The sequence below is a fragment of the Lacihabitans sp. CS3-21 genome, from assembly GCF_024343675.1.
Lineage (GTDB): Bacteria > Bacteroidota > Bacteroidia > Cytophagales > Spirosomataceae > Leadbetterella.
In genome coordinates this window covers 145,474-161,854 of record NZ_RJUD01000005.1, presented here as the reverse complement: position 1 = coordinate 161,854, position 16,381 = coordinate 145,474, and the positions used below count along the sequence as shown (strand labels likewise).

At 37.1% G+C, this 16,381-nt stretch carries 11 protein-coding genes; 2 read left to right on the top strand and 9 right to left on the bottom strand.

Features of this window, described 5'->3' with window-relative positions; all coding sequences use genetic code 11:
* Window positions 1–124: 124 nt before the first annotated feature.
* The 9 genes from EGI24_RS05360 to EGI24_RS05320 all read right to left on the bottom strand — a co-directional run bounded on the left by EGI24_RS05360 (window position 125) and on the right by EGI24_RS05320 (window position 13,417).
* Entirely contained in the window at window positions 125–1,609 is a 1,485-nt protein-coding gene (locus EGI24_RS05360; protein ID WP_255047329.1) for a leucine-rich repeat domain-containing protein, read from the bottom strand.
* A gap of 555 nt (window positions 1,610–2,164) precedes the next feature.
* Complete coding sequence (gene acs / locus EGI24_RS05355) at window positions 2,165–4,057, bottom strand: acetate--CoA ligase (RefSeq protein WP_255047328.1); 1,893 nt, start codon at window positions 4,055–4,057, stop codon at window positions 2,165–2,167.
* Window positions 4,058–4,071: 14 nt separating this feature from the next.
* Window positions 4,072–5,979: a propionyl-CoA synthetase gene (locus EGI24_RS05350; RefSeq protein WP_255047327.1), complete on the bottom strand. Its 1,908-nt coding sequence runs from the start codon at window positions 5,977–5,979 to the stop codon at window positions 4,072–4,074.
* A 12-nt stretch (window positions 5,980–5,991) separates the two neighbouring features.
* Window positions 5,992–6,378 (bottom strand): response regulator transcription factor, encoded by a 387-nt coding sequence (locus tag EGI24_RS05345; RefSeq protein ID WP_255047326.1) that lies wholly within the window; start codon window positions 6,376–6,378, stop codon window positions 5,992–5,994.
* A gap of 12 nt (window positions 6,379–6,390) precedes the next feature.
* A complete protein-coding gene (locus tag EGI24_RS05340) occupies window positions 6,391–9,075 on the bottom strand; it encodes a sensor histidine kinase (RefSeq protein ID WP_255047325.1) in 2,685 nt (894 codons plus the stop codon).
* Window positions 9,076–9,461: 386 nt separating this feature from the next.
* The gene (locus EGI24_RS05335; protein ID WP_255047324.1) at window positions 9,462–9,680 is read right to left on the bottom strand and encodes a DUF6814 family protein; all 219 of its coding nucleotides are present in this window, start codon (window positions 9,678–9,680) and stop codon (window positions 9,462–9,464) included.
* Between the two features lie 30 nt (window positions 9,681–9,710).
* On the bottom strand, window positions 9,711–11,267 hold the full coding sequence (locus EGI24_RS05330; protein WP_255047323.1) for an MFS transporter: 1,557 nt from the start codon (window positions 11,265–11,267) through the stop codon (window positions 9,711–9,713).
* A 65-nt stretch (window positions 11,268–11,332) separates the two neighbouring features.
* Entirely contained in the window at window positions 11,333–12,721 is a 1,389-nt protein-coding gene (locus EGI24_RS05325) for a porin (RefSeq protein WP_255047322.1), read from the bottom strand.
* A gap of 267 nt (window positions 12,722–12,988) precedes the next feature.
* The gene (locus EGI24_RS05320) at window positions 12,989–13,417 is read right to left on the bottom strand and encodes an IS1 family transposase (protein ID WP_255047321.1); all 429 of its coding nucleotides are present in this window, start codon (window positions 13,415–13,417) and stop codon (window positions 12,989–12,991) included.
* A 194-nt stretch (window positions 13,418–13,611) separates the two neighbouring features.
* Here EGI24_RS05320 and EGI24_RS05315 point away from each other — a divergent pair, with 194 nt between their 5' ends.
* A complete protein-coding gene (locus EGI24_RS05315) occupies window positions 13,612–15,381 on the top strand; it encodes an ABC transporter ATP-binding protein (RefSeq protein ID WP_255047320.1) in 1,770 nt (589 codons plus the stop codon).
* A complete protein-coding gene (locus EGI24_RS05310) occupies window positions 15,378–16,343 on the top strand; it encodes a GTP-binding protein (RefSeq protein ID WP_255047319.1) in 966 nt (321 codons plus the stop codon). The genes EGI24_RS05315 and EGI24_RS05310 overlap by 4 nt, the downstream gene beginning before the upstream one ends.
* The last annotated feature ends 38 nt before the right edge of the window (window positions 16,344–16,381 follow it).

The window sequence follows — 16,381 nt, the reverse complement described above, 5'->3', positions numbered from 1 at the left end:
AGCCTCCATTATGGAGTCTGCTTTTTCCTAAGATCACAAATAGGCACTGCTGCTTTATTCAGAGTCCCGTAAAGGGATGGCTTTGGATGGACAAAATGAAAAAAAATAGATCTTTTACACTTGCTCAGTTTTTTTGTCGAATTGTTTCAATAACCTCGGGAGGTCCTTCAGGGTAATCAAAGGGGCTCTTAACTTTTTTTGGAGGAATTTTAGTAAAAATATGCCTAGTATCCACTTCATCATATTTATAGACTAAATCTTTGGGAATATTTGATAATTGCACATTTGAGTCTTTTCTTAAAGAAAACGAAATAGTTGGAGAAGTTGGCAATATAATTTCTTTCAATGTTAGAATTTTATCACATCCTAAATAAGCTATTTTCTTGCAGTCACTACAATCTACTTTTTTTAATAAAGTACCATCAACATGTAGTGACTGTAACATTAATTTATTTTTCAAATCTATTTCTTCTAAAGGGTTTTTCGATATTCCAATCCATTTTAAACTATCTGGCAATGAAATTTTTGAAATTTTGTTTTTATATGCATGTAATTCTTTTAATCTAATATTCCCCTTCAAATCCAACTTTTCAAGGTTAGTACTTTCTAGATGCAGCTCCTGTAGTTGTAAATTCTTGCTTAAATCCAAGAATGAAACTTTGTTAAAATTAAGGTTCAAATATTCCAAATTCGGATAAAGTTTACTCTCAAAACTCACGATACTATTATAATCTAAATTTATTTTCCTCAATTCTGGCAATTGAAAACTAAATACACCTTGCAGTTGAGTACTAATTAGTGAGACAAATTGCAATTTTTTATTATTGGATAAATCTATTTTCTTTAATGGGTTATAATCTGCGGCCAAACTTTTAAGTTTCTTATTTTTTTCCAAATCAATGCTATTTATTGAATTTTTAGATAGATTTAAGTATTCTATCTCACTGCATGTACTAAGATCTATTTCCGTTAATAAATTTTTCTCTGCGAATACTGAAAATATTTTTGGATTTAGGATTAGGTGTTTTAATTCAATTTTATCAATAAGTAATTTTCGAAGATTTATATTTTTAGAAAAATTCAGGGAATCAATTTTATTCCCATGCATTAATATTACTTCATCCAAATTTATATTATTCGAAAAATCAATTTTGTTAATTCCATTCCATCCAGCATCAAAATATTTAAGATTAATATTCTTTGACAAATCGATTTGTATTAGTTGATTACCATCAATTTTCAAATTAACTAAACTCGTTAATTCTGTAATGTCTAAATCTTTAAGCCTATTTGAACCAATATGTAATGATGTCAATTTTTTCAAATTTGACAAATCTACTTTGCTCAAATTATTTTCAGAACAAAATAATTTCTTGAGATTGATAAAATACTCAATTCCTTTTAAGTCATTAATTGACTTGTTGTAAAGATTCAATTCTTCGGCATTTAAAGCATCTACAGTTGAAATTTTACCATTCAACTTTTTATCAGAATCAATCTTTTTTTCAATTAATGCCGATTCAAAATTTTTATCTGGGATATTTACGGAATCGGATATTGGGTTGAAACTAAAAAGACTGGTGACTATTGTCAATAAAATTGTGCTCATATTTGGTAAAATTTAATCCTAAAAAATAAAATTTATCGCTTTACAAAAATATAGTAAAATTTAAATATTTGGTGATTCATATTATAGTTTTAAACTAAATATCTAAATTGATCCTTAAGACATTACCTCTATCCTTTTGATACTTGCACCCTCGTAGTAATGGACTTAAAGTTTTGCTCGAAATACAGTATAATTTATTTCACCTAAAGTCGCCAAGAAAAACTCTTCAATAGGTTAGACCAATATATTCTTTCTAAATCGAGAATATCAGCTATAGCCAACTGGCATTCTTTTGTTCAATTATTACTTCAATTTACCTATGTAATGAGACAAAAAAATACTAAAATTACCTATGTAATGAAACATAAAAACTCGAAAATTGCCTATGTAATGAGACAAAAAAGTTCGAAAAATGCCTATGCAATGAAACAAATTTTAACATAAAACACTAAAAATCATTTGTTTAAAAATCTAACAATATTTCCGCACAAAAAACAAAAAAAATCGAAGCCCAAACAGACTTCGATTTTTTCAAAAACTCTAAAACTTTATAATTTAATACCCAGCTCCTTTTACGATTTCTTCTACAACGGTTGGGTCGAGAAGTGTTGAAATATCACCAAGGTTTTTTACGTCGCCTTCGGCTATTTTTCTGAGGATACGCCTCATGATTTTGCCTGAGCGGGTTTTTGGTAAGCCTGAAACAAACAATATTTTGTCTGGCTTCGCTATGGGTCCAATTACACGTGTTACGGTCATCAGGATATCTCTTTTGGTCATCTCTGGATCTTCTGGTGTTTCCTCACAGATGATATAGGCATAAATGCCTTGCCCCTTGATATCGTGCGGATAACCCACCACAGCAGATTCTACCACACCGGTGTGCATGTTCAGGGCATTTTCTACCTCTGCTGTACCTATTCTGTGGCCAGAAACGTTGATCACGTCGTCTACCCTACCCGTAATTTTGTAGTATCCGTCTTCGTCTCTTTGGCAACCGTCGCCCGTAAAATACAAGCCTGGGTAAGTGGAGAAATAAGTCGTTTTGCAACGCTCGTGGTCACCCCAAGTGGTGCGTATAATGGATGGCCATGGGAATTTGATGACCAAGTTTCCGTTTACGCCATTTCCTTCAATTTCCACACCATGCTCGTCTACCAACATCGGCTGAATCCCTGGTAAGGGCAATGTTGCAAATGAAGGTTTGGTTTTGGTGATTCCGGCCAATGGCGAAATCATGATACCGCCTGTTTCTGTCTGCCACCAAGTATCTACAATCGGGCATTTGCCTTTACCTATATTGTCATTGTACCAATGCCATGCCTCCTCGTTGATAGGCTCTCCTACCGAACCCAGCACCTTTAGTGAACTCAAATCCTTGTCTTTGAAATACTCATCGCCAAAGCCCATTAATGACCTGATGGCCGTAGGTGCAGTATAGAAAATATTCACTTTGTGCTTGTCGATAATGTCCCAGAAACGGCCAGCGTCAGGATAAGTCGGTACGCCTTCAAACATCAGAGACTGTGCTCCTGAAGCCAAGGGGCCGTAAATGATGTAAGAGTGTCCGGTAATCCAACCCACGTCTGCTGTACAGAAAAACACATCACCTGGATCGTATTGGAAAACATTCTGGAAAGTGTAGGTACTGTAAATCATGTATCCTCCACAGGTATGCACCACGCCTTTTGGCTTGCCTGTAGAACCCGAAGTATAGAGAATGAACAATGGATCCTCTGAGTCCATTTCTTCGGCTGGGCAGTCGGCACTTACGAGTTTCACCTCGTGCTCCCACCAAGCATCACGGCCTTTGATCATCGAAACGGGCGTGCGGGTATGTGTAGCTACAATTACCTTTTTCACGGACGGACAGCCGATTAAGGCATCGTCCACGGTGTCTTTCATCGGTACGTGTTTGGCTCCACGAACGGCTCCATCGGTTGTGATGACCATTTTACACTGGCTGTCGTTGATACGATCAGCGATAGATTGGGCCGAAAATCCACCAAAAACTACCGAGTGAATGGCTCCGATTCTGGCACAAGCCAAAACGGCAATGGTCAATTCAGGAATCATCGGCATATAGATACACACAATGTCACCTTTGACTACACCATTCTTTTTCAGCACATTGGCAAAGCTACACACTCTATCAAATAAGACCCTGTAAGTCAGCGTAATAGACTCTTCAGCAGGATCATTTGGTTCCCAAATGATGGCTGGCTGATTGGGCTTATTTTGGGCGTGGCGATCGAGGCAATTCTCGGTGATGTTCATCTTGCCGCCTTTAAACCACTTGACGTCGTAATTTTTAAAATCCCACTCTAAGACTTTTTTCCAAGGTTTCTTCCACACAAATTCTTGGGCTACTTCACCCCAAAAACTCTCGGGATCTTCTACGCTTTCTTTGTAAGCTTTCTCGTAATCCTCAAAACTTCTAATTCTCATTGATGTATTTTTATTTAAAATTGTTTTTTTGAAACTAAACCTATGTTATTAACTTGTAAAATCACTTTTATTTCTTCTAAAATGGCTGGATCGTCTATCGTTGACGGCACCGTAAATACCTTATCATCAGCTATCATACGCATGGTTTTTCTTAAGATTTTGCCTGAACGGGTCTTGGGTAACCTTTTGACAATCACCACCGTTCTGAACGCTGCCACTGCACCCACTTGAGCCCGAACCAAGGCCACCAAATCCTTTTGAACCTCCTCTCCTGAGATTGTTGAGGTATCTTTCAAAACCACCAAGCCCAAAGGTTTCTGGCCTGTAAGTTCGTCCTCAATTCCTATGACCGCACATTCGGCAACGGCGGTATGGCTACTCACAATCTCCTCCATTTCGCCAGTGGAAAGTCTATGACCTGCTACGTTGATGACATCGTCAATTCTACCCATGATGAAAACATAACCGTCTGGGTCAATATATCCGCCGTCTCCGGTTAAATAGTATCCAGGAAACTTTTCCATATACGATTCCTGAAAACGCTCGTCGTCGTTCCAAAGCGTGGGTAAACAACCCGGAGGAAGTGGCTCTTTGATACACACGAAACCTTCTTGGTTGGGTCCTAAAATTTCTCCAGTTTCATCAAGAATCTGAACTTCATAACCACAAACGGGTTTCGTGGCTGAGCCCTCTTTTACAGGAAATTGCTCCACACCCATCATGTTGGCCACTATCGCCCACCCAGTTTCTGTCTGCCACCAATGGTCGATGATGGGTTTTTGGGTAATTTCTTGAAGCCATTTTAGCGTAGATGGATCACATCTTTCACCCGCCACAAAAATAGATCTTAGACTAGTTAAATCGTATTTTTTCAAGTATTCTGACTCGGGATCTTCTTTTCTGATGGCCCTGAAAGCCGTTGGAGCAGTAAAAAATATGTTTACTTTATGCTCTTCTATAACTCTCCAAAACGTGCCCGGATCGGGCGTTCTTACTGGTTTACCTTCAAAGAAAACAGTGGTGCAACCAGCTATCAGAGGTGCATAAACAATGTAGGAATGCCCCACCACCCAACCCACGTCTGAAGCCGCCCAAAAAACATCACCTTTTTTGGTATTGTAAACGTAATCCATGGAAAACTGCATGGCTACGGCATGTCCACCATTGTCTCTCACTATGCCTTTCGGCTTACCTGTAGTTCCAGAAGTGTATAAAATGTACAATGGATCAGTTGCTTTCACTTTAACACAATCTGCTGGTTCAGCTGCATTGACAGATTCATCAAAGTCAAAATCGAAGCCTTCTTGAAGCGAACAGACGTGCATTTCTCTTTGCAGAATAAGACAAGCACTAGGCTGATGTTCAGCTTCTTCTATGGCTTTTTCTAAAAGTGGTTTGTAAGGAATTATTTTGTCAAACTCAATACCGCAGCTGGCCGAAATGATGACTTTGGGCTTGGCATCGTCTATTCTGATAGCCAATTCGTGCGGAGCAAATCCGCCAAAAACTACTGAATGTATTGCCCCTAAACGAGCACAAGCCAACATAGAAAAGGCAGCATCAGGCACCATAGGCATATAGATGATGACCGTATCCCCTTTTTCTACACCTTTATGACGCAAAGCTCCAGCTATTTTAGAAACTCTTCGTTTGACTTCGTCATAAGTATATTTCCTTTTGGTATGGGTTACTGGCGAGTCATAAATCATGGCTAAATCATCACCCTTACCATCCTTAACATGTTTATCAACAGCCAAATAACAGGTATTCAGCTCACCATCGGGATACCATTTATAGTAGCCATGCTTGTCTAAAGTCAGAACCGTTTTCGGGGCTTTGTACCATGCGATTTTCGCGGCTTTTCTTCCCCAAAACTTACCTTTTTCTAAAATACTTTGTTGATAAAAATGATTGTACTCCATTTTTTATATTTTTTACAACATGTCTGTTGCTATCAAATTGACTTTTTTAATTAATTCACGTGGGGAAAAGGGCTTGGGAATATACAAATCTGCACCTAACTCGTAGCCGTGTTCTATTTCTGTCTCTTTGTTTTTGGCACTTAAAAAAACCACTTTAGGAGCTTTTATTTTGTAATTTGTTTTGACATAAGAACAAACCTTGTAACCATCTACATTGGGCATCATGATGTCCAAAATCATAATGGCTGGTTGCTCCAAATCAAACATATTTATGGCTTCCTGACCGTCCCTTGCTATCAGAACTTTGTAACCTTCTTTTTTGAAAAGAAACTCCAAAGACATCAAGATGCTTGGTTCGTCGTCTGCTATCAATACTTTTAATTCATTTCTTCGAATCATGACCTTTGTTTTTTAATTGGGGAAACTTACTATTACTTTGGTGCCTTTATCTGGCATACTCTCCAAGAACACGCTTCCTTTGTGAATTTCAACTATTTTTTTTGTTATTGAAAGACCTAAACCGCTGCCTTTTTCTTTTATAGAACCTTGATTATCAGCTTGATAAAACTTTTCAAATATTCTACTTTGCATTTCTTGCGGTATACCTAAACCATTGTCTTCAACCGTAAAAAGCACTTTCTTCTTGCTCATATCTACACTCAATAAAACCCAACCGTTTTCTGCTCTTGAGAATTTAATGGCGTTGGACACTAAATTTATTAGTAATTGAATCAGTTTGTCTTCATCCGCCTTGAAACCCGTTATTTCTTTGTGAATAAAGCTTTTGAGTTTTACATTTCGCTCCTTGGCCAACTCCTCCATTCTTAGAAAAACATTGTCTATCAGGTGCGAAATGTCTATATTTTTCTTAATCAATTTATGCTTACCAGATTCGTATTTTTCAAGATCTAAAACCTGATTTACCAGACGGCTCAACCTGTCTGTTTCGTCGATTATGGTGTTTAGAAAAATCTTTTTTTGGTCAAACTCCAAATCTTCATTGTCGTAAATTATCTCTGAAAGTGCTTTTATAGAAGTTAGGGGTGTTCTTATTTCATGTGTTACGGTGGTCAGAAATTCATTTTTGATAGTATCTGATTTTTGTAATTTCTCGTTGGTAGTTTTAAGTTCTTTCGAGAGTTTTTCGAGCTGATGTGTCTTATTTTTAAGCTCTTGGTTGTCTTCCACAATCTTTTGTGAGCGTTTTAACACCTCCAAAATTTCGTCGATACTCACCACTTCTTCTTTGGTAATGGAAGCCACCAACATGCGAGCCGTAGATGTACCGATAATGCTACTGATGGTGTTTTCAACATAACTCACCAACTTGGGATCCGCAGTGACGTCTTTCAAATCTATATTGTTTTTTCGAGCGAAATCCTCCAGTTCTTCTTTGGCCTGCATACTACCAATAAAACTCACCAAAAGCTCTATCAAATGCTCATTTCTGGCTTTTCCTTTCCACAAAACCGACTGACCTTCTTTGGTGGAATATTTAAAAACATCCACAAAAAGTAAGGCTTGTTTTGCCTCTGAAGGCGACACTTCGGTACACATAGAAACCACAAAATACAGGAGAGAATTCACCAATAAACTCCAAAAAGTAGTATTTGAGATATCATCGAATCCTTGGATTTTGAAATGTGCAAAAAACTCGAAGAAACCCGCCACAAAAGTGTTGATATATTGACCCGACGAATCGGTTAAAAGAGATGGTAAAATGAGCGAAAACAACCAAATGGTGAAACCTGATAAAAGCCCCAGCAATGCTCCAGCTTTAGTGGCTCCTTTCCAGAAAATTCCGCCCAAAATAATAGGTCCGAACTGCCCAATGGCTACAAAGGCAATCAAACCAATAGAGACCAGTGAGAAATAACTGGCAACAGTTTTGTAATAAAAAAAGCCGAGAAGAACTGTCAAAATAATAGCCCCACGACGAATCCATACCGCAAAATTGATAATACGGAATGTGTATTTTTCTTTAAACCTTTTGTTTTCCAAGAGAGCCGGCAACACCAAACTGTTGGTTAGCATCGTACTGATAGCAATAGTTTCTACGATAATCATACCGGTAGCAGCCGAAAAACCACCGATGTAAGCAATAAGTGCAATGATATTAGCCGACACACTGAGTGGAAGTTCAATCACGTAATTATCAGCAAGAATGTTAGGATTGCCTGCGAATATTGAACTACCAGTAAGTGCGATGGGTATCACAAAAATATCGATCAAAAACATATAAAGTGGTAATAACCAAATGGCCTGTTTGAGGTTGTTTTCATTTTGATTTTCGACCACCGCTACCTGAAATTGTCTGGGCAAAAACATAAATGAAAACGCCGAAACCAAAATATGCATGAACCAGTTGCCGTAACCCGGTTGCTTCTCAAAATCGAAAGCTTTTTGGATTTCTTTTTGATAATAATGTTTCTCAAAAACTCCAGCAAAGCCATCATTCATCCAAAAAGTAACGAAAATACCCACCGCCAAAAAAGCTAAAAGCTTGAAAATACCCTCAGCAGCTATAGCGAATATCATACCTTCGTGGGTTTCGTTGGCTTGGACTTTACGAGTTCCGAAAAGTATGGTAAAAACCACCAAAAGCATAGAAATATAAAATGCCGGTTCTTGGTAAAAATATTGGCCATGTGTCATACCAGACAATATCTCAAAACTTTTAGAAATAGCCTTGATTTGCAAACCGATATATGGAATTCCCGCCAAAAGCGAAATAATAGTAACCCAAACTCCCAAAGAACGGTATTTGCCATATCTGGCAGAAATGAAGTCGGCTACGCTTGTAATACTGTGAACATGAGATATTCGGATGATTTTTCTCAAAACACTCCAGCCCAGCAACATAACCAAGGTAGGACCTATATAAACCGAGAGAAATTCCAGACCGGTTTGCTTAACTCTACCCACACTTCCGTAAAATGTCCACGCCGTGCAATACACCGAAAGCGATAAGGCATAGACATAGGGATTGTCAATCAGGCTCTTTTTTTTACTTTTGAAACGTTCGGCCACAAAAGCCAAGTAAAATAAGAAACCTAAGTAGAGTACAGAAACTACTGAGATTAAAAATCCATTCATTTTTTTCGATTCACGAAAATCGCCGCAAACATTATAATAGTAAACCAAATAATAAAAACTATTACTATTTTCAAAGGAAAACCCACAATATATTGGTCATTTTGAATAATCGAAATTATCGGAAAATTCAATAAAACTAATAACAGTATGAAAAGTAAAAATAGCTTTTGTTCTTTGGTCTTGTTTCCCATATGATAATATGTTTTTAAGGTTTTTGAGAATATATGCCAACGGATTTTACTCTCAATTGGCATATATTGCTATATTTAACCCTAATACCATAATTTTTCAATAAAATATTTGACTGTAAAAATTCAAAAAATATTAAAAAACTATAATCTTTTTATTGTGCCCGAACAGTACGCATATTCTGGCTAATTTTTTAACTATTTCTCGTCGTATTCTCCCTGGATGGAGAATAAGCCAAATGCTCCAAGAGAACCAGCAATCATAGGCCCTAAAATAACCGTATATATGACAGCGGGTATTCTGTTTTCTCCGCCTTTGTTCCAAAGTGGAATTGCTTGATTGATGATTAAATAATAAACTGCAGCAAGGCCAATTAGTATCCAAACTACACCTAATAATTTCTTTATAATATTCATGATAATGTTAAATAAAATGATGGTTTATGATTAATCGTTAACTTTATTGTCTTTACTATCCAGGTAGATGGTTCCGATGACGAAACAAATACCCGCTATAATGATAGGATACCAAAGTCCTTCCAAATAAGGTTTTTCAACTGGCATTATTTCAAGTCTAGCCTCTTTAGCCTTGTCGTTGAGACCTTTGGCGTTGGTTACCAAGAAAGTTGCAATGGCTGGCAATAATCCTCCGAATATACCATTTCCGATATGGTAAGGCAAGGACATCGATGTGTATCTGATTTTAACTGGGAACATTTCCACCAAAAAAGCCGCTACAGGACCGTAAACCATGGTTACGAAAAGCATTTGAATAAAGACCATTAAAACCAAAAACCACTTGTCTGAATCGCTTATAGTAACTGTCTTTTTAACATCTATTACAGCTTTTCCATCTTTCATATCCACAGCCCCGTTGTTCAAAGTTACGGTTTTAACTTCTTTGTAAGTGGTACCATCTTCAAAGGCCTTGGTTACGGTGTAAACTGAATCCATACCACCATTTTTGTTTTTGGCATTTTCTTTTATTTCTGCAATCGAAGTGGCTTTGTCAACAATTTCAGTTTTTAGCTTGATATCTGCCCTATCATACATGTTAGAATATATGGTTCGGTAAGATAAAATGGCAACCAACATACCTGCCATCATGATCCATTTCCTTCCGATTTTATCAGATAACCAACCAAACAATACAAAGAAAGGTGTACCCAAGCAAAGTCCCCAAATCAATATACTATCTACTTGTTCTTTAGGCACATTCATTACTTTCTCAATGAATGACATGGCATAAAATTGACCGGTGTACCAAACCACACCTTGACCCATCGTAACACCCAAAAGTGCCAATAGTACAAATTTGAAATTTAATTTATTTCCAAACGATTCTTTTAATGGATTAGCAGAAGTTTTGCCTTCTGACTTGACTTTGGCAAATAGAGGAGACTCGTGCATGTTTCTACGAATCAAATAAGAAACACCCACCATTATAATAGAGGCTAAGAAAGGAATTCTCCAGCCGTAATCATCAAAAGCCTCTTTAGAAAGTGAAGCCTTAGTGATGGCTATTACGATTAAAGATATAATCAAACCAGCAGTGGCCGTAATCTGAATCCAAGAGGTCATATAGCCTCTTTCATTGTCAGGGGAATGTTCAGCCACATAAGTAGCCGCCCCACCATATTCACCACCTAGAGCAAGTCCTTGAAGCAACCTCAATAAAAGAACACCTATTGGGGCCAGCATACCTATGGTTTCGTAAGATGGTATTAGACCAATTAAAAATGTAGCTCCACCCATTAAAAGTAGCGTAACCATAAAGGTATATTTACGGCCTATAAGATCCCCAAGTCTACCAAAGAATAAAGCACCAAATGGCCTTACAATAAATCCAGCGGCAAAAGTTGCAAGCGTACTTAAGTAGCTCAATGTTTCGTTTCCAGCTGGAAAAAATTTTGTGGAAATAATAGTGGCCAGACTTCCAAAAATATAGAAATCGTACCATTCTATCATGGTTCCTACTGATGATGCCCCGATTATAGAGAACATCGAACTTTTTTTAGTAGATGACATAATATTAAGTTTAAGAGTTTAAAATATTTAAAGGTTGATAATTATAAATACACTTGTAATTGCATAATGAATTCGCCCATAGACTTTTTGTTGCCTGTTGTTGCCTCTATGCCAGGTCTAATGGAATACTGCGTGGTGATTTTGGCATGGTGACCATCTATGAGCCAGTTTGCACCGAGGTCAACATTAGAAACAGAGGTTGGCAATGCTTCGAAGTTTTTCATGGTATACGCCGCAAACGGTTGAACCCGCATTTTAGGTTTTTCCTTGGTTTTCGGCAAAAGCAAACCCGCTTGGGTATAGAAAATCGTTCCTGTTCCAATCATCGGTTGGGCGTTTCCTGCACCGGCCATCAATTTGTCTGTACCTTTGAAATTTGCATCAGCCACTCCCACATTCATTATTCCGAGATTTCTAAGGTAATTAGGCCCGAAATTATAGTTAAATAATCCTGAATATGCAGTGATGGCCATATTTTTCTCTTTTTTGCCGATGGTCATATCCAAAAATGCATCTACAGCCATCAAATTGATGTTGTGTGTGCTCACTGTTCCATTTACTTGGCTTTTGGTACCTTTAGGTTGGCTATAGAATCCTGCTCCTATGTTAAACACTTTTTTTGTTCCCAAATAAGTTCCGACTTTAAAAGGGAGTAAATTAGATTCAGAATCCAAAAATTGATATTCCACGTATCCTGTTTTTGCAAAAGCACTCTTTCCGTTATTGTCCACCGCTACGGCTTTGTCTGCTGTTGACGCATTGCCCGGAGCAAGGTTAGTAGCGTAAGGTTTATTAAGGGCAAATCTATACTCCAATTTATTGAGTTTTCCTTTTGCAAAAAAGCCCATCTGACGAGCAAACTGATCAGAGTTTTCAATGGTTGCCCAAGAGAATATCGGCGAGTCAATAGTTAAGAAATTCAAAGTAGAAGCGTAAGTCATTCTAGATAATCCAAGAAAATAATTCAAACCTGCACCTACTGTAAGGCTTGAGTTCTTGTTTTCTTTGGTTGGTTGTATGACTGCATATTCGTTCCAAAAATCATGAAAAAACAATTGAGGTTTTTTGCCTGCTCCATAACCACCAGTACCTGTAGAACCAGAAGCTCCGCCGTTCAAGAAAGTTTGGTTGTTTATGCCAAAATGAGCCAAAACCATGTATCTTTTGCTTATTTGGGCATAGGCTAACATTCTGAGTCTTCTCATACCGACATCATAGCTTTTAGTAGCGGCTTCACCTCCTATGGTTGTTCCCGGATTCATTTGTGAGGCCCTAAACCAGGTTTGGTTCCAAGTTATGAACCTAACATATTTGGTGCCTTCCTGATTTACGTTGAGTTTTATACCACCGCCATAGTCAGAAGAACCTTGGCCGGAGGAGGAAATCACCGCGGTGACAAGCACGGAAAATAGAATAATTAATTTTTTCATAGATTTTAAATTTATTGAGGTTTTGTTGTACTTTTCGTTGACAAAGATTAGTGTTCTATTGCTCAAATCGAAATTTGAATATAGTTAAGGTAAATTGATATAGATAACAACAAAAATGGACTTATAGCAGCATTAGAACAGGAAAGCAAGATTTTAAATTATTACGAATGAAAATTTCAGAATAATATTTGGCTATTTTAAAAATACACCAAACTTGTAGAGTTTAGAATTTTGAAGTAATATACCAATTTGGTAGGATACTATAGATTAATTAAACGTGATTCTGTTCCACTGAATGACCATAAACTTATCCCCCAGCTCAGTTATGAGCATTCCCTTTCCCTCCACATTCTGTGGGCGAGAAACGAATTCTGCTAACTCCTTCTGATTCAGTATTTTGTATGTTGGTGTGGCAAGATTTTGCTTGGGTACCTTTATTTGGTACTTTTTCACCCAATTCATCACCGATACGTGGCTAATACCCAACAGACGCTCAATTTCTCGATAGCTTACGCCTTCAATGTAGAGCTGAAGAGCCTTCACCACATAGTAGCTATCTATACTTTTACCCATTTTTTCAACAGTAAAATTGTACAAACAACTACGGCATTTGTAGCGTTGTTTGCCTTTAATCACACCATTTTTGGAGATATCATCTGAGTCACATTTGGGGCAAGGAGGGAATATATTGGCCATCTATACTTTTTTAGCAAATATATATCTTTTTAGCAAAACTTAAATTATTATCAGATAAAATATAATATTTCAGCGAAAAGGTCAAGGACATGAATGTCAAAATTTTAAGAAATTATCCAATTTAAGTACTCCGGAATTTTAATATTTTAAAATGTGTTAGTAATACTTAATCTGAAAATTTCCTCCAAACCCTTATGAAACTACTTTTCCGATATCTATCTAAATACAAATCTGGTGTTTTTTTGGCTTTTCTATTGGCCGCCATCAACCAATCATTTTCTTTAATGGATCCATTTTTTTTCGGAAAACTGATTGATAAATTTGCAAAAAATCCCAATCAATATAGTCAGGAAGAATTCTTAAAAGGAGCTGGTCTTATAATTCTGGCCATAATTGGGGTAGCCATGGTGAGCCGAATTGCCAAAACATTGCAAGACTATGTGATGAACAGTGTAATCCAAAAATTTGGTGCTGATGTATTTATTGATGGTTTGAAACATACACTCAAACTACCCTTCCAACAGTTTGAAGACCAACGCAGCGGTGAAACACTTTCGGTTTTACAAAAAGTGAGGTCTGATTCAGAGAAATTCATCACAGTTTTCATAAATGTTGCGTTTACTTCTATTGTAGGTATAGTTTTCGTAATAATTTACGCTATAAATCTTAATCCAGCTTTGGTGGCAGTTTATTTTATTGGTGCATTTGCGTTGGGCACGTTAACCAATATTTTGAGCAAAAAAATCAAAGAAATTCAAAAAACGATTGTAAAAGAAACTACAGCTTTGGCAGGAACTACCACCGAATCGCTGAGAAACATAGAATTAGTTAAGAGCCTCGGTTTGGCCGACCAAGAAATTAATCGTCTGAAGTTGAACACCCTTAAGATTCTTAAACTCGAATTGAAGAAAGTCAGAGGTGTCCGTTCGATAAACTTTGTGCAAGGCACGTTTGTAAATCTACTCAGACAAGTAATTCTTTTTATACTTTTGTTTTTGATATTCAAAAATGAACTTACTGTTGGCCAACTACTTACATTACAATTCTATTCATTCTTTATTTTTGGACCTTTGCAAGAACTAGGTAACGTAATATTAGCCTACAGAGAAGCCGAAGCCTCTTTAAACAACTTCCAGAAACTTTTAAACACCCCCATTGAGAAAAATCCGGAGAATCCTAAACCCCTTGGAATAGTCAATAAATTGACCTTTACTGATGTAAGTTTCAAACATTCAAGTGCTGAAAATCATGCTCTTGAAAACGTAAATTTTGAAGTTAAAAAAGGTGAAACTATAGCATTTGTTGGGCCATCGGGATCTGGAAAGACTACTTTGGTAAAGCTTTTAGTTGGACTTTATAAACCCAACGACGGGAAGGTTTTCTATAACAATATAGATTCTGATCATCTCAATATTGACGAGCTCAGGAATCAAATTGGCTTTGTAACCCAGGATACGCAACTGTTTTCGGGCACTATTCGTGAAAATTTACTTTTTGTAAATCCTACCGCAACAGACGAATTGATGTTAGATAAAATGCGAAAAGCTGCTTGCCATAACCTTTTAAAAAGAGCCGATAATGGTCTTGATACCGTAATTGGTGAAGGCGGAATGAAGATTTCGGGAGGCGAAAAACAAAGGCTTTCTATTGCCAGAGCTTTGCTTCGTGACCCTAAAATTTTTGTATTTGATGAAGCAACTTCGGCCTTAGACTCTTTAACAGAACAAGAAATAACCACAACCGTAAGGGAAGTAACTGAAAACGGCGACTATATAACGGTAATGATTGCTCACCGATTGAGTACCATCATGCATGCCGACAGGATATATGTTTTGGAAAAAGGTGAAATCATTGAAGTGGGAAAACACGCCGATTTACTTGAAGAAAAAGGCCTTTATTATGCCATGTGGCGTCAGCAAATAGGTGAACGACAAGACCTTAGAAAACAACCAGCAATCGTATGAGCAAACCAGTAACCATTCTCACGGGCTTTTTGGGTTCAGGAAAAACGACTTTTTTGAACCAAGTTTTGGAGCAAAAACCAGAAACCAGATTTGCCATCGTTGAAAATGAATTTGGCGAAGCAGGCATTGACGGAGAACTTATCATAAAGCCTGACAATGAGATATTTGAACTGAGTAATGGTTGTCTGTGCTGTTCACTAAACGAAGGTATTTATGATATTCTAAACGAACTTTCCCAAAAAACGGAGCAGTTTGATGAACTTATAATTGAAACTACAGGCATTGCCGACCCTGCCAATGTAGCCAGTCCTTTTTTTTCTAATTCTGAAATCAAAAAAGATTTTCCGGTAAAAAGAATCGTCTGTTTGGTGGATGTAGAACTTATCGAGGACCAGCTCATTGAAACCGAGGAAGCCATAAAACAATTGGCCTTTAGCGACATTATTTTACTAAATAAAACTGCCAGCGTATCGGAAGTTTATCTCGATGAATTAAAAGGTAAATTATTGTCAATAAATCCTTTCATTAAGTTCTGTAAAGAAAAAGGAATGACTTTTCCGGTCAAAGAAATCTTCGAAACAGTTAGAGATGCTGATATCAAAATTGAAGAAAACGAACCAAAAACTCATTCGCATGAACACAAACATGGCAAAATAAAATCATTCACTTTCAGATTCGCAGAGCCATTCATAGACAAAGAATTGCAAATGAGACTTTTTGGATATTTGGTTTTTGAAGCCAAAGGTTTGTATAGAATCAAAGGAATCATAAATGCTAAAGATGTGAATCACCGCTTGATTTTGCAATCTGTGGGTCAAAGTCTCAGCATTTCTGGTGGAAAAGCTTGGGATGAAGATGAAATTAGAGAAAGTAAAATTGTCTTTATTGGGAAGGATTTGGATAAGGCTTTTTTTGAGGAAATGTTGAAAGGGTGTTTTGCGGAAAAACTTAATGAGGTTTAAGAGTTACATCACTATTTATGTTTTTTAAGATAAAGTTG